We start from the raw sequence: 20,163 nt of genomic DNA on the forward strand, positions 1-20,163 counted from the left end.
TTAAGGCTGTTTGACGGCCGCTGAAACGGCGGCGGCAAAGATGTCGGCGATCTGGTCGATCTGCGCGGCGGTGACGATCAGCGGCGGCAGGAAGCGGATGACCGACGAGTGCCGGCCGCCCACTTCGATGATCAGTCCCCGTTGCAGGCATTCACGCTGAATCTTCGAGGCCAGCGCGCCGCTGTGGGGAAAGTGACCGAGGGCGTCCGGGCGGCCGTCGAGATCGACCATTTCCACCCCGAGCATCAAGCCCATGCCGCGCACATCGCCCATCTGCGGAAAGTCTTTCTGCAAAGAGCGCAGGTGGCCAATCAGGCGCTCGCCCATGGCGGCGGCGTGCAGGTCCAGTTGCTGCTCGCGGACGATGCGCAGGGTGGTGGAACCGGCGACCATCGCCAGTTGGTTGCCACGGAAGGTGCCGGCGTGGGAGCCCGGTTTCCACACGTCCAGGGATTTGTTGTAGACCACCACCGCCATGGGCTGGCTGCCGCCGATGGCTTTGGACAGCACCAGCACGTCCGGCACGATACCCGCGTGTTCGAAGGCAAACGGTTTACCGGTGCGGCCGACGCCACACTGGATTTCGTCGAGAATCAGCGGCACGCCGGCGTCGCGGGTGATGCGGCGGATTTCCCGCAGCCAGTTGGCCGAGGTCGGCACCACGCCGCCCTCCCCCTGCAGGGTTTCCAGAATCATCCCGGCGGGGGGCAGGACGCCGCTTTCCGGGTCGGTCAGTTGGTTCTCGATGTAGTGCAGGCCGATGCGCTCGCCGGCCTCTCCGCCGACGCCGAACGGGCAGCGGTAGTCGTAGGGAAACGGCAGGAACTGCGCGCCACCGGCCATGCCGTCCAGATAGGTCTTCGGCCCGAGGTTGCCCATCAGCGCCAGCGCGCCCTGGGTCATACCGTGATAGGCACCGTGGTAGGCCATCAGGTTGCTGCGCCCGGTGGCGGTGCGCACCAGTTTCAGCGCCGCTTCCACCGCATCGGTGCCGGCCGGGCCGCAGAACTGGATGCGCGCGTCCTTGGCGAATTCTTTCGGCAGCAACGCGAACAGCTCGTTGATGAAATCGTCCTTGGCTTCGGTCATCAGGTCCAGGGTGTGCAGCGGACGCTGACCGTCGAGGGTGGCGCGCATGGCCTGGATCACCTCGGGGTGGTTATGCCCCAGCGCCAGGGTGCCGGCGCCGGCCAGGCAATCGATGAACCACCGCCCTTCGCTGTCCTGCACGTGAATGCCCTGGGCGCGCTTGAGTTCCAGGGGAATGCGCCGCGGGTAGCTGCGCGCATTGGATTCCACGGCGGCCTGCCGCTCCAGTCGCGGGGTTGGCGCAAAGTGGTAGTCGGCGTTGGCCACGGCGGCGTCCGGGCTGCTCGACAGCGCCTCGCTGTGGCGGGCGGCAATCGGCGTCACGTTGTGTTGGCTATGCATGTTCGTGCTCCTGGAAATCGTAGGAATGAGGGCGTTCGTTGACCTGCGCGAGGGCCTCGGCAAGTTGAGTGATGAACAGCTGATCACGGACGATCGAAAGGTGGTCGGCGTCGATCCAGGCCGAAACCTGCAAGCGAACACCCATGCCCTGCTCCAGAAGAGCCGGTGCGTTATCGTTATTTTCCGGCGAGCGCTCGGCCCACCAGGCGTAGACCGGCACGCTGAGGGCGTGGATCTGGCGGCATTGATTGGCCAACTGGCGCATGTGCCGCTCGACGCCGAGCAACTGTTGCCAGTGCGCGTCGGCTTCCAGGCCTTCATCGCCAGCGTCCAGAGCCGGGCTTTCCGGGGCGGTTTCTGGAAGGACAGGACGCGGCTGGCCAGCGCCCGGCACGTAGCCGTCGATCAGGCCGACGAACTCGACGCGCTTGCCGAGTCGGGTCAGCAGCCGGGCCATTTCCAGGACCATGGTCCCGCCCATGGACCAGCCGATCAGCCGGTAGGGGCCGGACGGCTGTTGTTCGAGCAGCGCCTTGACGTAGTCCCGGGCCATTTGCTCGATGGCACTGTCGCGCCATTGGCCGTCCAGCACTTGGCGGTTCTGAATGCCCCACACGTCCCACTGCGCAGACAGCCGACGGGCCAGCGCGTAGTAACCGACCACCGTGCCGCTGACCGGGTGCACGCAGAACACCGGCGGTTTGTCGCTGGCGCCGCTGCTCAGACGGATCAATGGATTCGGCGCGCCGTCGCGGCTGACCGGCAGGCTTTGCGGTGCAACCGGTTGCGCCGACGGCAGGCTTTCCAGCAACGCCACCAACCCGTCGCGATAGGCCGTTTGCAGGCGTTCGATGGTCTGGCGCTGATAGCGCTGACCGCTGAAGCGGAAGGTCAGCCCCAGTTGCCCGGCGAAGACCTGGCCGTTGATTTCCAGCTCGCGATTGAGCGGCGTGGACGGGTCGACGAGCGCGCCGGCCGACACCTTCGACGGCGAGAAGCGACCATCGCCCAGGTCCTGATCGAACTGACCGAGGTAGTTAAACACCACCTTGGGTTCCGGCAGCGCGGCCAGTGACTGACGCGCCGAACCGTTGCCCAGATAGCGCAGCAGGCCGAAGCCGACGCCCTTGTCCGGCAAGCCCCGCAGGCTGTCGCGCACGCTGGCGAGGGTCTGGCGGATGTCGCCGGCGGCACGCACCCGCAGCGGGAACAGACTGGTAAACCAGCCCACCGTGCGACCGACATCCAGACCTTCCGCCAAGGCTTCGCGGCCATGGCCTTCCAGCGCGATGAGGGTGTCGGACTGGCCACTCCAGCCCTTCAGCGCTTCAGCGAGCACCGCCAACAGAATTTCATCAGTGCGCGCCGCCAGTGCCGCCGGGGCTTCGCGCAGCAGACGACGGGTCAGCCCGGCGTCCAGCAGCAGCTCGCACTGTTCAAGGTCCTGTTGCGTGGCGCGGCCTTGCGGGTGGTCCACCGGCCAGACCGGCTCGGTGCTGCCGACCTGCTTCCGCCATTGCGCAACTTCGCCTTGACGCTCAGGCGCCTGTGCCGCATCAACCAGATGCCGCGCCCAGCGCTGGAAGCTGCTGGATTTCGGCCCCAGATCAACTGCACTGCCCGAAGCAATCTGGGCGTAAGCCCGCGCCAGATCCTCCAGCAACACCCGCCAAGAGACGCCGTCGACCACCAGGTGATGGGCGACCAGCAACAGCTTTTGCCCTTCCCGCATGTGCGCCAGCACCACGCGCAACAGCGGACCTTCATGCAGATCAAGGCTGCGCTGAGCCTGTTCGCACAGCGCAGTCATGGCGCGCTCGTCGGCCACGTCACGCACCCAGAGGCTGTCGGCAGCCGGTGTCGCTCGGTAGCGCTGCTGCCAGCGACCGTCGGCGTGCTGATGGAAACTCAGGTTCAGGGCATCGTGATGACCCAGCAGCGCGTCCAGCGCCTGGCTCAACAGCGGCGCGTCCAGCGGCCGCTGCACGTCCAGCAACAGCGCCTGGTTGAAGTGCGCGCGGTTGCTCATCGGCTGCTCGAAGAAATGCGCCTGAATCGGCGTCAACGGCAACTCGCCCTTCGGCGCGTCTTCAATCAACGGCGCTGCGCCGGCCTCGATGACCGTGAGGCGCGGGGCCAGATCCTTGAGCCGCGGATGGCTGAACACGTCTTTGGGCAGCAGCTTGAAACCGACCTGACGCAGACGGGTGATCACGGCCAGCGACTGAATCGAATCGCCGCCCAGTTCGAAGAAGCTGTCCTGACGGCTGATGGTTTCAACCCCCAGCAACTGCTGCCAGACCCGCGCCAGCTCGACTTCGCGCTCACTTTCCGGCGCTTCGAAGGCCTGACTGCCGACGTGGGGATCAGGCAAGGCGTTGCGGTCCAGTTTGCCGTTGGGCAACTGCGGCAGACGTTCCATGACCACGATGTGCGCCGGGACCATGTACTCCGGCAGGGTGGTTTTCAGCTGGTCCTTGAGGCTGTCTTCCGACAGGTCATTACCACCGACGTAGCCGAGCAACTGCTTGCCGTTGCCTTTGTCGCGGACGATCACCAGCGCTTCACGCACGCCCTCGCAGGCCTTGAGCGCCGCTTCGATTTCACCGGCTTCGATGCGGAAGCCACGGATCTTGATCTGATGGTCGATACGGCCGAGGTATTCCAGCAATCCTTCGCTGTTGAGGCGCACGCGGTCGCCGCTGCGATAGATGCGTTCGCCAGCGCGGAACGGGTGCGGCAGGAAACGCTCGGCGGTTGCACCGGGACGGTCCAGATAACCCCGCGCCACCGCGCCACCCAGATAGAGTTCGCCCGCAATCCCATGGGGCAGCGGATTGAGGTCCGCGTCCATCACATAACCCTGACGATCGCCCACCAGATCACCAATCGGCGCGTAGGCGGTGGTGAAATCGGCGGCCTCGGCGGAGGCCAGCCACAGGGTCGGTGTGACCACGGTTTCCGTCGGGCCGTAGCCGTTGATGATCCACAGCGGCTGCAAATTGCGGATCACGTCATGGAGCATCTCGCGGCTGAAGGCTTCACCGGCGAAGCAGTAGGTTTTCACCCCCGGCCCCTTGCCCTGCACACCGGCCCAGTCGGACAGCTGACGCAGGTAGCTCGGCGGGAACGAGGCCACGGTGATGCCTTCTCGAATCAGCGTGTCGTAGGTCTGCTCGACGCTCCACAGTTCCTGATCGCGCAAGACCACTCGAGCGCCGTAGCACAGCGGCATCATCCAGCCTTCGTGGGCGCCGTCGAAGCTGATCGAGAGGAAGTGAAACTTGCGGTCCTCCGGCGTGAAGCGGTAGCGCTCGCCGATGGTCTGGATGTGCATCGAGATATCGGCATGGGCAATGGCCGCGCCCTTTGGCTTGCCGGTCGAGCCCGAGGTGTAGATCAGGTACGCGAGTTGCTGCGGATGAATCACTACATCCGGTGCCGTAGTTGGCTCGGAAGAACAATCCAGTTCATCGATATTCAGCAGCGGCACGTCACCCACCGGCACACGATCCAGCGCTGCATCGTGGCTGATCAGCAGTTTCACGCCGCCGTCTTCCAGCATGTAGCGCAGGCGCTCGGTCGGGTAGTCCGGGTCGAGCGGGATGTAGGCGCCACCCGATTTCAGCACGGCATAAAACGCCAGCCACAGATCAATCCCCCGCTCCATCGCGATCGCCACCCGAACTTCCGTGCCGATGCCCCGGGCACGCAAGGCGTGGGCCAGTTGGTTGGCGCGACGGTCGAACTCGGCGAAGGTCAGGCGCTGCTCGCCATGGACCAGCGCGATGGCGTCAGGACGAATGAACGCGTGGTCGGCGATCAGCTCGTGAATTGGCCGATCCACGTAGGGCGAGAACGGCGGCGTGTTCCATTGATCCAGCGCGGCCAGGTCGGTCTCGCCGAGCAACGGCAGATCGCCGATGGCGGCATCGGGCTGCGCGCAAATCGCCCGCAGCAGCGTGACCAGTTGCTCGAACAAACGCGCCACGGTCGAGGCGTCGAACAGGTCGGTGGCGTAATCGAGATAGCCACTGATACTGCCGTCGCGGTGCTCGAAGGTGCCGAGGACCAAGTCGAATTGCGCGCCCTTGATGTCCCACTGGAGGGCTTCGCAGCTCAGTCCGTCGAACTGCAGCAGCGACATATCCGGCTGTTGCTGATGGTTGTAACTGACCTGGAACAGCGGGTTGACGCTGAGGCTGCGCGCCGGTTGCAGCGCTTCCACCAGTTGCTCGAACGGCAGGTCCTGATGGGCGTGGGCGCCGAGCAGGTTGTCCTTGACCTGGGCCAGCAGCGTGGTGAACGGCTGGTCGCCGCTGACCTCGGCGCGCAGCACCAGGGTGTTGACGAAGAAGCCGATCAGGCCCTGGGTCTGCACCTCGGCGCGGCCGGCCACCGGCACGCCGATGCGCAAGTCGCGCTGGCCGCTCAGGCGATACAGCAGCGTGTCGAACGAGGCCAGGAACAGCATGAACAGCGTGGCGTCGTGGGCTTTCGCCGTCTGGCGCAGCGTGTCGGCCAGATCTTGCGGCAGCACAAAGGCGTGGCGCCCGCCCTTGCCATCGCGTTCGGCCGGACGCGAACGGTCCGCCGGCAGTTCCAGCACCGGCTGTTCGTCACCCAGGGCCTCGCGCCACCAGTTCAACTGGCGCTCGCGCTCGGCGCCGCTCAGGTGTTCGCGCTGCCAAGCGGCGTAGTCAGCGTATTGGACACTGAGCTCTGTAAGTTGCAGCTCAGCCAGCTGCACGTCGCTGCCTTGGGCGAAACGCCGATACAGCGCGGCGAAGTCTTCGAGCATGACCTGCACCGACCAGCCGTCGGAGATGATGTGGTGCATGCACATCAGCAGGCGCCACTGATCGTCCGCCACCCGCGCCAGCGCCACCCGCCACGGCGCGCGCTCGGCGTCGAGGTCAAACGGCTGGTTCATGAACGCCTCGGCCAGCGCCTGGAAGGCGGCTTCCGGCGCGGCGTTGTCGCGCAGATCGTGACGGGCGATGTGCACGCTGCTGATCGGCAAAATCCGCTGCTGCGGCACCGCCTCCCCGTTTTGCATCGGGGATGGGCGGAAACAGGTGCGCAAGGTTTCGTGACGGGCCGCGAGGGCATCGAAGGTCTGCTGCAGGGCGTCGAGTTTCAGTGCGCCGCTGAGGTTGAGCACGCACGGGAGGTTGTACGCGACGCTCTCGGGCTCCAGTTGCGCGAGGAACCACAGGCGCTGCTGGGCGAAGGACTGCGGCGCGAATTCCCGGTCGGCACGACGATGCAGAGCCGGCATCGCCGTGGCGGGCGCCTGGGTGTTCAGGTAGTGAGCGAGGTCAGCCAGCACCGGCGACTCGAACAGCGCGCGCAGGGGCAGCTCAAGTTTCAGGTCGCGGCGGATCTGCGCCACCAGTTGAATGCCCATCAGCGAATGCCCGCCCAAGGCGAAGAAGTTGTCCTGACGACCGATCTGCGCGACGCCGAGCAGGTTCTGCCACAGGGCGGCCAGTCGGGTTTCGACTCCCGCCAGTGGTGCTTCGAAAGCCCGTTGCTGGATCTGTGGGTCTGGCAGGGCTTTGCGGTCGAGCTTTCCGTTGGCCGACAGCGACAGCTTTTCCAGCGTGACGAAGTGTGCCGGGACCATGTAGTCCGGCAGGCGTTGTTTCAGCTGGGTGCGCAGGTGTTCTTCGTCGAAGTCCTCGGCGACCAGATAGCCCACCAGTTGCATGCCGGTGGCCAGTTCGCGGGCGACAACCACCGCTTCGCTGACCGCTGGGTGATCCAGCAACGCCGCTTCGATCTCGCCGATCTCAACCCTCAAGCCGCGCAGCTTGATCTGGTGATCCAGACGGCCGAGGTATTCCACCACGCCGTCGGCACGCCAGCGCGCCAGGTCACCGGTGCGATACAGCCGCTCGCCGGTGCCAAACGGGCTCGCCACGAAGCGCTCGGCGGTCAGGCCGGGACGCAAGTGGTAGCCGCGCGCGAGGCCGTCGCCGCCGATGTACAACTCACCGGGTACGCCGATGGGCTGCGGGTTGAGTCGGCTGTCGAGGATGTGGATCTGCAGGTTATTTATCGGGCGCCCGATGGGCACGGAAATGCCCGGCTCATCAATGCAGGTCCAGTGAGTAACGTCGATGGCCGCTTCCGTCGGGCCATACAGGTTGAACAGGCCAGCATTTGGCAGGCGCTGCAGGGTTTCCCGGGCCAGATCGGCCGGTAAGGCTTCACCGCTGCAGACGATGCGTTTCAGAGAAGCGCAACCGGTGAGGTCGTCCTGGGCCATGAAGGCACCGAGCATCGACGGGACGAAATGCAGCGTAGTGATCTGCTGTTTTTCGATCAGCTTGTTGAGCGCAACAGGATCGCGATGATCACCTGGCTGGGCCACAACCAGACGCGCGCCCACCATCAGCGGCCAGAAGAACTCCCAGACCGAGACGTCGAAACTGAACGGTGTTTTTTGCAGTACCGCGTCGGATGCGTCAAGGGCGTAAGCGTCCTGCATCCAGGCCAGGCGGTTGAACAGTGCTGCGTGAGTGTTGCCCGCGCCCTTCGGTTTGCCGGTCGAACCGGAGGTGTAAATCATGTAGGCCAGTTGTTCAGGGTGCAGATCAACCCTGGGCGCCGTGACGGGGTAACCGGCCAGCATCAGATGATCCAGATTGGCCACCCGCATCCCTTCCACCACCGGCAAATCATCGATGACCGCATCGTGGCTCAGCAGCAAGCCGATCCCGGCGTCTTCGAGCATGTAACGCAGACGATCAGCCGGGTACTCAGGATCCAGCGGCACATACGCAGCGCCCGCTTTCAGCACGGCATACAACGCAACCACCATCTCCACCGAGCGCAACGCCGCCACGCCCACCAGCGATTCGCGGTCGACGCCCTGCTCTCGCAGGTAATGGGCCAGCTGGTTCGCACGCTGATCCAGCTCGCGATAACTCAACACCTCCTCGCCAAAACGCAAGGCTTCCCGCTCCGGATGCGCCTGCGCCAGACGCTCAAAATGACGATGCACAAACGGTTCGGTTTTAGCCCAATCCCGCGCCGTGTCATTGACCAACGCCAACCGCGCACGGTCTTCAGCATCCAGCAACTCGAAGTCGCCAATCGCCGCGTCCGGCTGCTCGATCAACTCGGCGAACAGCTTTTCAAAGCGCCCATGCAAGCGCTCGATGCTGCCGTGATCAAACAGATCCGTGGCGTAAGTCCACGACCCACCCAGCAAGCCCTCGGCGTATTCGTGGGTGTTCAGCGCCAGGTCGAACTGGCTGCTGCCATCGTCCAGCGGCAGCACGTCGGCGCGCAGGCCCGGCAGCCCGGCGAGTGATTCAAAGTTCTGCTGTTGATGGTCGTAGGCGACCTGGAACAACGGGTTGTGGCTCAGGCTGCGCGCAGGTTGCAGCGCTTCGACCAGTTGCTCGAATGGCAAGTCCTGATGGGCCTGGGCGCCGAGGGTCCGCGTCTTGGCCTGCTCCAGCACCTGACGATAGGTCAGCTCGGCAGACACCTCGGCGCGCAGCACCTGGGTGCTGACGAAGAAGCCGATCAGCCCTTCCACTTCCAGCCGCGAACGGCCGGCAATCGGCACGCCAATGCGCAGGTCGTTTTGCCCGCTCAGGCGGTGCAGCAGCACCTGATACGCCGACAGAATCGCCATGAACGGCGTGACGCCCTGCTGTTTCGCGAACTCGCGCAGGCGCTGACTGAACGCGGCATCGAAGGCGAACAGCACGCGGTCGCCGCGATAGCTCTGTTGGGGTGGACGCGGCCGGTCGGTGGGCAGCTCCAGCACCGGGTGCACGTCACCCAGTTGCTCGCGCCAGTAATTCAGCTGCCGCTCGCCCTCGCCCGCCGCCAGCCATTCGCGCTGCCAGGCGGCAAAGTCGGCGTACTGCACCGGCAATGGCGCCAGCTGCGGCGCGCGGTTTTCCACGGCCGCGCGGTACAGCTCACAGAATTCCTGCAGCAGCACGCGCACTGACCAGCCGTCCGAAATCATGTGGTGCAGGCACAGCAGCAAACGCTGTTCGTCGGCCGCGACACGCACCAGCGCCAGTCGCCAGACCGGGCTGCGCGACAGGTCGAACGGGCGCTTGACGAAGGCCTGGGCCAGGGCGTTGAAGGCGGTGTCGAGATCCCCTTCATCGCTGATATCCAGCCGCTCGATCTCCACGGCACAAGCCGGCTCGATCTGTTGCATCGGCACGCCATCGACCGCCAGGAACCGCGTGCGCAGCACTTTATGGCGCGCGGTCAGGCCGTCGAATGCCGCCTGCAATGCAACCTCGTTCAGCTCGCCGCACAAGCGAACGGCACCCGGCAGGTTGTAGGCGTGACCGCCGGGTTGCAGCTGATCGAGGAACCACAGGCGCTGCTGGGAAAACGACTGCACGGCAAGGGCCTGCTGGCGTGGGGTCAGCTCAAGCTGCTTGGGCTCGGTGTGTGCCAAACCGGCGATGCGCTGGGCGAAATCGCTGAGGCGCGGCGCGTCGAACAGCGCGCGCAGCGGCACGCTCAGTTGATGCTCATGGCGCAGACGGGAGATCAGCTGCATCGCCAGCAGCGAGTGGCCGCCCAGTTCGAAAAAGTGATCGTTGCGGCCGACGGCGTCGATGCCCAGCAACGGCTGCCACAGCGCCGCCAGTTGCTGTTCAAGTACCGTTTGCGGCGCCTGATAATCACTGGACATCACCTGTGGATCGGGCAGTGCATTGCGGTCCAGTTTGCCGTTTGGCAACTGCGGCAGACGCTCCATGACCACAATGTGCGCCGGGACCATGTATTCCGGCAGGGTGTTTTTCAGCTGCTGCTTCAGACTGTCTTCGGCCAGACCGTTGCCGCCGACATAACCCAGCAGGACCTTTCCGTTCGCGCTGTCACGGACAACCACCAGGGCTTCACGCACGCCTTCGCAGGCTTTCAGTGCCGCTTCGATCTCACCGGCCTCGATGCGGAAGCCACGAATCTTGATCTGATGGTCGATACGGCCGAGGTATTCCAGCAGCCCTTTGCTGTTGAGGCGCACGCGGTCGCCACTGCGGTAGAGGCGCTCACCGGCGCGGAATGGATGAGGCAGGAAACGCTCGGCGGTTGCGCCCGGACGGTCCAGATAACCCCTGGCCACCGCGCCACCCAAGTACAGCTCGCCGGCAATGCCCTGGGGCAGCGGGTTCAAATCCGCGTCCATCACGTAGCCCTGACGATCCCCCACCAGATCACCGATCGGCGCGTAGGCGGTGGTGAAGTCGGCAGTGTCGGCGGATGCCAGCCACAGCGTCGGCGTGACCACCGTTTCGGTCGGGCCATAGCCGTTGATGATCCACAGCGGCTGCAGATTGCGAATCACGTCGTGGAGCATTTCCCGGCTGAAGGCTTCACCGGCGAAGCAGTAGGTTTTCACGCCTGGACCCTTGCCCTGCACGCCGGCCCAGTCGGACAGCTGACGCAGGTAGCTCGGTGGGAACGACGCCACGGTGATGCCTTCGCGAATCAGCGTGTCGTAGGTCTGTTCAACGCTCCACAGTTCCTGATCGCGGAGCACGACGCGGGCGCCGTAACACAGCGGCATCATCCAGCCTTCATGGGCGCCGTCGAAGCTGATCGAGAGGAAGTGGAACTTGCGGTCCTCCGGCGTGAAGCGGTAGCGCTCACCGATGGTCTGGATGTGCATCGAGATATCGGCGTGGGCGATGGCTGCACCTTTTGGCTTGCCGGTGGAGCCCGAGGTGTAAATCAGATAGGCCAGTTGCTGCGGGTGGATCACCACATCGGGTGCCGTCACTGGCTCGGACGAGCAATCCAGTTCGTCGATGTTCAGCAACGGCACATCACCGACGGGCACGCGACCCAGCGCCGCATCGTGGCTGATCAGCAACTTCACGCCGCCGTCTTCCAGCATGTAGCGCAGGCGCTCGGTCGGGTAATCCGGGTCGAGCGGGATGTAGGCGCCGCCGGATTTCAGCACGGCGTAGAACGCCAGCCACAAATCAATCCCCCGCTCCATGGCAATTGCGACCCGAACTTCGGTGCCGATGCCCCGGGCGCGCAAGGCGTGGGCCAGTTGATTGGCGCGGCGGTCGAACTCGGCGAAGGTCAGGCGCTGTTCGCCATGGACCAGCGCGATGGCGTCAGGGCGAATACGCGCGTGGTCGGCAATCAGCTGGTGAATTGGGCGACCAACGTAAGGCGAAAACGGCGGCGTGTTCCAGGCGTGCATGGCGTCGATGTCGCCTTCGGTGAGCATCGACAGCTCACCGATGCGCGCCTCGGGGAAGCGGCAGAGGCCTTCCAATAGCGCCTGAAAATGCCCGCACAGACGCGTGATCTGTTCGGCGCTGAACACGTTGCTGTGGTAGTTGACGTGCACATGGGCGTGCTCGCCCGCCACCACCGCCAGGCTCAGCGGGTAGTGGGTCTTGTCGCTGAGTTCAACGGACCCCAGGTTGACGCCGTTGGCCTGCTTGCCCCGGAGCACCGCGTCCACCGGATAGTTCTCGAACACCAGCAGGCTGTCGAACAGATCGCGGCCGGCGTGGCCGGCGTAGCGTTGGGCCTCGAACAGCGGCGTGTGCTCATGCTCGCGCAACTCCAGGTTGTGCGCTTGCAGCTCGTTCAGCCAGTCGCCGACTTTCTGCTGCGCCTCGGGCGCCTGCACCAGCGGCAGGGTGTTGATGAACAGGCCGAGCATGCGTTCGATGCCCGGCACTTGCGCGGAGCGGCCGGACACGGTGGCGCCGAATGCCACCCGTTGCTGCCCGGTGTAGCGCTGCAACAGCAACACCCACACAGCTTGAATCAGCGTGTTGACGGTCACGCACTGACGGCGAGCGGCACTGTTCAGCAGCTCGCTGTTGAGGTCCATCGAAATAACCCGCACCTGGTTCGGCAACGGCTCGCCCGTGCTGGAGGTCGGCGCGGTCAGCGCTGCCGCCATCATCGTTGGCTGGTCGAAACCGGCCAGATGGGTCTGCCAGAAGGTCTGGCTGCCCTCGGCGTCGCGGCTCAGCAGCCACTCCACGTAGTCGCCGTAATGCCCGGCGGGCTGCGGCGTGGCGTCGGACATTGCCGCCTGAATCACTTCGCCCAGCACCGCCGCACTGCTCCAGCCGTCCAGCAGAATGTGGTGGAAGGTCCAGACCAGTTTCCACAGCGTCTCGCTCTGGCGAACCAGCAGCACGCGCATCAGCGGCGCGGCGTGGATGTCGAATGGAGTTTCCCGCTCGGCCGCCAATACGTCGGCCAGTGCCTTATCGCTGACGCCCAACTGCAATTCACGCAGGTCCAGTTCACGCACAACCAGAGCGGCATCGCGACGGATCAGTTGCACCGGCTGTTCGCTGCCGGAGACGCGCAAGAAGGCCGCACGCAGGATCGGATGCCGCTGCACCGCCGCCGCCCACGCCGATTTAAAACGGGCCACCGGCAAGTGTTCGATGTCCAGCGCCACCTGATTGATGTACAGATCCCGCGCGCTGCCCTGATCAGCGATCTCGCTGCCGCTCAGCTCGGTGTGAAACAGCAGGCCTTGCTGCATTGGCGTCAGCGGGTACAGCTGCTCGATCTCGCGGGCGGGAACCGGCAGTGCGTCGAGTTGGGCCTGAGTCAGCGACTGGTTCTGAGTCAGTGCCGGGAAGTCCGACGGGGTGACCGCAGAGTGATGGCGGCAGTGTTCGATCACCTCGTCCAGCGCTTCGCCGTAGGCATCAAGCAGCCGCTGAATCGACGCGGATTCATGGCGTTCCCCGCTGAAGCTGCAGGTCAGGCTGAACTGGCCGTCACGGATTTGCGCATCGATGGACAGCTCGCCATTGAGGGGCGCATCGGCGGCGCGCTGGGCACCGCTGCCCTCCTTGGCCAGGCGCCATAGCCCGCTGCTGTTTTGCAGCCGTCCCATGTAATTGAACAGCACGCAGCCGTCCAGCGCCGGCAAGGCTTCGCCGCGCAGATGGCGCAACAGGCCATAACCCAGGCCGCCATTAGGCACGGCGCGCAGGGTTTCCTTGATGTGTTTAAGCGCGGCGTCGAGGTCGTCGTGGGCGTGCAGGCTGACCGGGTACAGGCTGGTGAACCAGCCGACGGTGCGCGCCGGATCAACCCCGTCGAAGAGGTCTTCGCGGCCGTGGCCTTCCAGGGCGATCATCGCCTGGGCATCCCCGCTCCAGCGCTTCATCGCGCGGACCAGTGCGGTCAGCAGCAGGTCGTTGATCTGCGTGCGGTACGCCGCCGGCGCCTGGCTGATCAGTTTCTCGGTGCGCGCGGCGTCCAGTTGCAGGTGCAGTTGACGCACGTTGCTTTGCCGCGCTTCACCCTTTGGATTGGCGCAGGGCAATGCGGGTGCGGACGGCAGGTTGCGCCAGTACTCGGCTTCGGCCAGCACGGCGTCGCTGTAGGCGAAATCCAGCAAACGGTTGGCCCAGCGCTGGAACGATGCGGTCTTGTCGCCGAGGTCGATAGTGAGGTCCGCTTGTGCCTGGGTGTAGGCGTTTTGCAGGTCCTCCAGCAGGGTGCGCCACGACACGCCGTCGATGACCAGGTGATGCGCCACCAGCAACAGACGCTCGCCGCCGTCGGCCAGGGTGAAATGCACGGCGCGCAGCAGCGGGCCGTCCCTCAAATCGAGGCTGGCCTGGGCTTCGTCGCAGGCTGTGGTCAGCTCATTCAGGCTGGTGGTGCGCTGCCAGATCAGGCCGTTTTGGGCCTGCTCTTCGGATGAAAACTCTCCAGCAGAAACGCCGGCGCGATAGCGTTGCTGCCACTGGCCGTTGTCCTGCTGCACAAACCTCATGCGCAGGGCGTCGTGATGGTTAAGCACGGCGTGAAGGGCCTGGGTCAGCGCCGGAATGTCCAGGGCTTCGCTAGGGGTCAACAGCAGCGACTGGTTCCAGTGGCTGCGGTTCTTCATTGGTTGCTGGAAGAACCCGTGCTGAATCGGGGTCAGCGGGATGTCGCGGTTCAGCTCGATGCGCTCGACCGCAGGCGAATCCTGAGTGACCACCTGAGCGACCTGGGCCAGTTCGGCGATGGTCTGGCGTTCGAACATCTGCCGGGGCGACAGCACGATGCCGGCCTTGCGGGCGCGGGAGATGATTTGCAGGCTGAGGATCGAGTCGCCGCCGAGGGCGAAGAAGTTGTCCCGGCGACCGATCTGCGCGACGCCGAGCAGGTCCTGCCACAGCGCGGCCAGCTGGGTTTCGACTCCGGCCAGCGGCGCTTCGAAGTCACGTTGCTGAATTTGTGGGTCTGGCAGCGCTTTGCGGTCGAGCTTGCCGTTGGCCGACAGCGGCAGCTTTTCCAGGGTGACGAAGTGGGCCGGAACCATGTAATCCGGCAGGCGCTGTTTCAGCTGGGTGCGCAGGTGTTCTTCGTCGAAGTCCTCGGCGACTAGATAGCCCACCAGTTGCATGCCGGTGGCCAGTTCACGGGCAATGACCACCGCTTCGCTGACCGCCGGGTGATCCAGCATCGCCGCTTCGATCTCGCCGATTTCCACACGCAGACCGCGCAGCTTGATCTGGTGATCGAGACGGCCGAGGTATTCCACCACGCCGTCGGCGCGCCAACGGGCCAGGTCACCGGTGCGGTACAGCCGCTCGCCGTTGCCAAACGGGCTGGCGACGAAGCGCTCGGCGGTCAGACCGGGACGCAGGTGATAGCCGCGAGCGAGGCCGTCGCCGCCGATGTACAGCTCGCCCGGTACGCCGACGGGTTGCGGGTTGAGGCGGCTGTCGAGGATGTGGATGTGCAGATTGGCGATTGGCGCGCCGATGGGGACGGAAACGCCCGGCTCATCAACACAAGTCCAGTGAGTCACGTCGATGGCCGCTTCCGTCGGGCCATAGAGATTGAACAGGCCCGCATTCGGCAGGCGCTGCAAGGTTTCCCTGGCGAGATCGGCGGGCAACGCTTCGCCACTGCAGACGATGCGTTTCAGGGAAGCGCAGCCAGTGAGATCGTCCTGTGCCATGAAGGCACCGAGCATCGACGGGACGAAGTGCAGCGTGGTGATCTGCTGTTGTTCGATCAGTGTCTTCAACAACAGCGGATCGCGGTGATCCCCCGGTTGAGCAACGACCAAGCGTGCACCCACCATCAATGGCCAGAAAAACTCCCAGACCGACACGTCAAAACTGAACGGCGTTTTTTGCAGCACGGCGTCGGAAGCGTCCAGCCCATAAGCGTCCTGCATCCACGCCAGTCGGTTGAACAGCGCCGCGTGGGTGTTGCCGGCGCCCTTCGGTTTCCCTGTCGAGCCCGAGGTGTAGATCATGTAGGCCAGCTGCTCGGGGTGCAGATCAACCATAGGCGCTGTGACGGGGTAATCCGCCAGCGCCAGATGATCCAGATTCAGCACCCGCAGGCCTTCAACAATCGGCAGGTCATTGACCACGGCATCGTGGCTAAGCAGCAAACCAATCCCTGCATCTTCCAGCATGTAACGCAGACGATCCGCCGGATACTCGGGATCAAGCGGCACATACGCGGCGCCGGCTTTCAGCACCGCGTACATCGCAACCACCATTTCCACCGAACGCAACGCCGCCACGCCCACCAGCGATTCCCGGCTGACGCCCTGCTCTCGCAGGTAATGGGCCAATTGATTCGCACGCTGATCCAGCTCGCGATAACTCAACACCTCATCGCCAAAGCGCACAGCCTCCCACTCGGGATGTACCTGGGCCAGCCGCTCAAAATGCCGATGCACAAACGGCTCGGTATCAGACCACTCCCGCGCCGTGTCATTGACCAGCGCCAGTTGCGCGCGGTCCTCAACATCCAGCAGCTCGAAGTCGCCAATCGCAATATCCGGCCGCTCCAGCAACTCGGCAAACAACTGTTCAAAACGCCCATGCAAGCGCTCGATGCTGCCGTGATCAAATAGATCCGTGGCGTAATTCCAGTTGCCCGCCAGTTCACCCGCCGCGTTTTCCCAGGTGTGCAGCGCCAGGTCGAATTGTGCGCTGCCGTTGTCCAGGGGCATCAGCGTGGCGTTGAGACCGGGCATCAGTTGCAGCGCTTCGTCCTGGCGTTGCTGATGGTTGTAGAGCACCTGAAACAGCGGGTTGTGGCTGAGGCTGCGTTCCGGCGCCAGGGCGTCCACCAGTTGCTCGAACGGCAGGTCCTGATGGGCCTGGGCGCCTTGGGACGCCAGGCGAACGCTGTCGATGATCTGGTTGAAACTGGCGTCGGCCTGCACCTCGCCGCGCAGAATCTGGGTGTTGACGAAGAAGCCGATCAGGCCTTCGGTCTCGGAACGCTGACGGCCGGCAATGGGCACGCCGATGCGCAGATCGGTCTGGCCGCTCAGCCGCTGCAACAGCACTTGATAGGCCGCGAGCAGGACGGTGAACAAGGTCACGCCGCGCTGCCGGGCCAGTTCACGCATGCGCCCGGACAGCGCCGCGTCGAAGCTGAACGGCAGGCGCGCGCCACGGAAACTCTGGCGCGCCGGACGTGGACGGTCCGCCGGCAGTTCCAGCACCGGCGGCTCGTCGCCCAGTTGTTGCTGCCAGTAGGCGAGCTGCCGATCACCCTCGCCCGCGTCCAGGCAGGCGCGCTGCCACAGGGCGACGTCGGCATAGCTCAATGGCAACGGCTGCAGCGCTTCGCCTTCACCAGACAGCGCGGCGCGGTAGGCCTCGACGAAGTCCAGCAGCAACACTTGAATCGACCAACCGTCGGCAATGATGTGGTGCAGACAGACCAGCAGTACGTGGTCGTCTGCGGCGCGCTCGATCAGCGCCACGCGCCACAGCGGGCCCTGGGCCAGGTCGAACGGGCGTCGGGCGAAGGCATCGGCCAGGGCCTGCACTTCCTCTTCGTCCGCCGCGTGCAGACACTCGAACGGCAACCCTTGACCACCGCAAATCACCTGCTCCGGCGTACCGTCTTCAGTCGTGGCGAACACCGTGCGCAGGCTGGCATGACGCTCGGCCACGCGCTCGAAAGCCGTTCGCACGGCCCCAACATTCAGCTCGCCCTTCAGGCGCAACGCTCCCGGCAGGTGATAGGTGCTGTTGCCCGGTTCCAGCTGTTCGAGAAACCACAGCCGCTGCTGGGAAAACGACGCCGGGCTACGCTCGCCCGCAACGCCCGGCGGCACCGGCAGCGACGACGCATCGAGCCCCTGCTCGCGCAGCTTGTTCAAAAACACCCGACGCTGAGCGCTGCCAAGGCTGAGGAAACGCGTGGCCAGGGCCAGCAGTTTGCTCTGGGAAGTCATGCTCGGTTGCGACATCAGTTGCTTTCCTCCAGCTCATTCATTAACTCGTCCAGGGCATCGAGCCGGTCGAGTGTCAGGGTCTGCCCCTGCAAGGTGTCGATCAGCGCCGCCTGGGCGGCGACGGTGGTGGCTTCGAAAGCCTGGGCCAGCGGGATGCTTACCCCGAGGCGCTCGCGAATGCGCGACAGCAGCCGCGTCGCCAGCAACGAATGGCCACCCAGTTCAAAGAAGTTGTCGTGACGACCGACCTGCTCAACCTTGAGCAGGCTCCGCCAGAGTTCGGCGAGGACTTCCTCACGCTCGCCCTGGGGCGCTTCGAACACGCGTTCTTCAAGGCTCGGCGCCGGCAGCGCCTTGCGGTCGAGCTTGCCGTTGGCGTTGCGCGGCATCTGTGCCAGCACGACGACGTGCGCCGGCACCATGAACGCCGGCAGGGTCTGCGCCAGCGCGCTTTTCAGCACGTCGCTGGACAACGCCTGCTGCGCCTCGGCGACCACGTAGGCCACCAGTTGCGGGCCATGGGCCGTCGGTTGCGCGCTGACCACGGCGTCGTGCACAGAGGGTTGCGCCAACAGCAGGTTTTCGATTTCGCCCAGTTCGATGCGCTGGCCGCGGATCTTCACCTGGAAGTCCGCACGGCCGACGTATTCCAGCGCGCCGTCGGCGTTCCAGCGGGCCAGGTCGCCGCTGCGGTACAGCCGCGCACCGGTTTCGCCAAACGGATCGGGCAGGAAGCGCTCGGCGGTCAGCCCTGGCCGCGCGGCGTAGCCACGGCCGACACCGACACCGCCGATGTACAGCTCGCCCACCACACCCGGCGCGGCCAGTTGCAGGTTGGAATCCAGCACATACAGGCAGTTGTTGTCGGTGGGCCGGCCAATCGGCATGTTGGCGTTGAGGGCGGGCGCGGCGGTCAGGGTGTGCAACGCGACATCGTCGGCGCACTCCGCCGGACCGTAGGCGTTGACCAGCGGCACCTCGGGGTAGCGGGCAAACCAGCGCGCGGCGAGGTCGGTGGTCAGCGCTTCACCGGTCGGCAGCAGCCAGCGCAAGGCATCAAGCCGCTGGGGCGCGACCGCGAGCATGGCGTCGATCACCGCCGGCACGCATTCCAGCACGCTAACCTGATTGGCGGCGACTTCCTCCAGCAGGCGTTGCGGGTCCTGGACCACGGCGTCCGGCAGAATCTCCACACGCCCGCCGAACAGCGGCGCGGTGAGGAACTGCCACACGGAAATGTCGAAGCCGGTGGCGGCGGTCTGGGCAATGACATCGCCCTCGCCCAGCCGCAGATACGGCAGCTTGGACATCTGGTTGTTGAGCATGCCGCGCTGGTTGACCATCACCCCTTTCGGCTCGCCGGTGGAACCGGAGGTGTAGATGACGTAGGCCAGTTGCTCGGCGGTGGCGTAGCGGCCCGGATTTTCGTCGGCGGACTCATCGGCGGCAGTCAGCAGCTCTTCAAGCACCAGCACACGGGGCTTGCGTTCAGCCAGCGCAACGATCGCCTCGACCTGGCGCAGGCACTCGCGGGGCGTCAGCAATAGCGGCGCGGCGCTGCTCACCAGCATTCGAGCACTGCGCCCGGCCGGGTGACGATCATCCAGGGCCAGATAGCCCGCACCGGCCTTGAACGCGCCGACAATCATGCTCAACAACGGCAGACCGCGGGGTGCGAACAGCGCCACCACATCGTCGCCCTGTACGCCCGCCGCGATAAGGCCGTGACCGATGCGGTTGGCCTGACGATTGAGTTCGCGGTAGCTCAGGCTTTGACCCTGACAACGGGCCACTTCCTGGGCCGGATGGGCCAGCACCCGCGCCTCGAAACGCTCCAGGTAGCTGATGTCGTACCAGTGTTTTTGCACCGGGCCGAGCCCTTGGGCCAGCAGCTGCTCGCGCTCATTGTGCTCAAGAATCTGCAACTGACTCAGGGTCTGCTGCGGGTTGTCGATCAACTGCGTGAGCAGACGACGGAAGTGGCTGACCAGTGTGCCCATGTCGGCGTCGTTGAAGTGCCGGCTGTCGTAGGTCAACTGCAGTTGCAGGGATTCACCGGGCAGCAGCACCACGGTCAACGGGTAGTTGGTGTGGGTGCGGTTGGCCAGCGGGTTGATGCGGTATTCGTTCACGGCCTGCTGCACCTCGGCACCCAACGGAACGTTCTCGAAAACAAACAGGCTGTCGAACAGCGGCTGGCCGCGGGGGGTGTCGGCGAGCAGCTGAATGTCGGCCAGGGACAGGTGTTCGTGCTGGCGCATGTCGGCGTTCTGCCCCTGCAAGGCATTCAGCAGGTCCAGCGCCGACGCGCCCATGCCCGGCCGGCGGATGCGCAGCGGCAAGGTGTTGATGAACAGCCCCAGCGCGCCTTCGATGCCTTCCAGTTCGGTCGGACGACCGGCCACGGTGACGCCGAACAGCACTTCGTCGCGGTCGGCATGGCGCATCAGCAACAAGGCCCACGCGGCCTGCACGAAGGTGTTGGCGGTCAGACGATGCTGACGGGCTTGTTCGGC

At 65.0% G+C, this 20,163-nt stretch carries 3 protein-coding genes (1 of these 3 cut by a window edge); all 3 read right to left on the reverse strand.

Annotated features, from left to right (window positions below):
• Tightly spaced (each overlapping or abutting the next), the 3 genes in view from BMY98_RS04195 to BMY98_RS04205 form a layout consistent with a single transcriptional unit that may run on beyond the window.
• Window positions 1-1,431 carry an aspartate aminotransferase family protein gene (locus BMY98_RS04195; protein ID WP_074885108.1) on the reverse strand — a complete coding sequence of 477 codons (1,431 nt, stop codon included), beginning with the start codon at window positions 1,429-1,431 and terminating at the stop codon, window positions 1-3.
• Window positions 1,424-17,662, reverse strand: a complete 16,239-nt coding sequence (locus BMY98_RS04200) for a non-ribosomal peptide synthase/polyketide synthase (RefSeq protein WP_245760015.1) — start codon at window positions 17,660-17,662, stop codon at window positions 1,424-1,426. The genes BMY98_RS04195 and BMY98_RS04200 overlap by 8 nt, the downstream gene beginning before the upstream one ends.
• Window positions 17,662-20,163 carry the 3' portion of a non-ribosomal peptide synthetase gene (locus BMY98_RS04205; protein ID WP_245760016.1) on the reverse strand. The gene runs 7,233 nt beyond the window's last position, so 2,502 of the gene's 9,735 nt are visible here — the last part of the coding sequence; its start codon lies off the right edge, out of view; the stop codon is at window positions 17,662-17,664. The genes BMY98_RS04200 and BMY98_RS04205 overlap by 1 nt, the downstream gene beginning before the upstream one ends.

Source organism: Pseudomonas graminis, from assembly GCF_900111735.1.
Taxonomy (GTDB): domain Bacteria; phylum Pseudomonadota; class Gammaproteobacteria; order Pseudomonadales; family Pseudomonadaceae; genus Aquipseudomonas; species Aquipseudomonas graminis.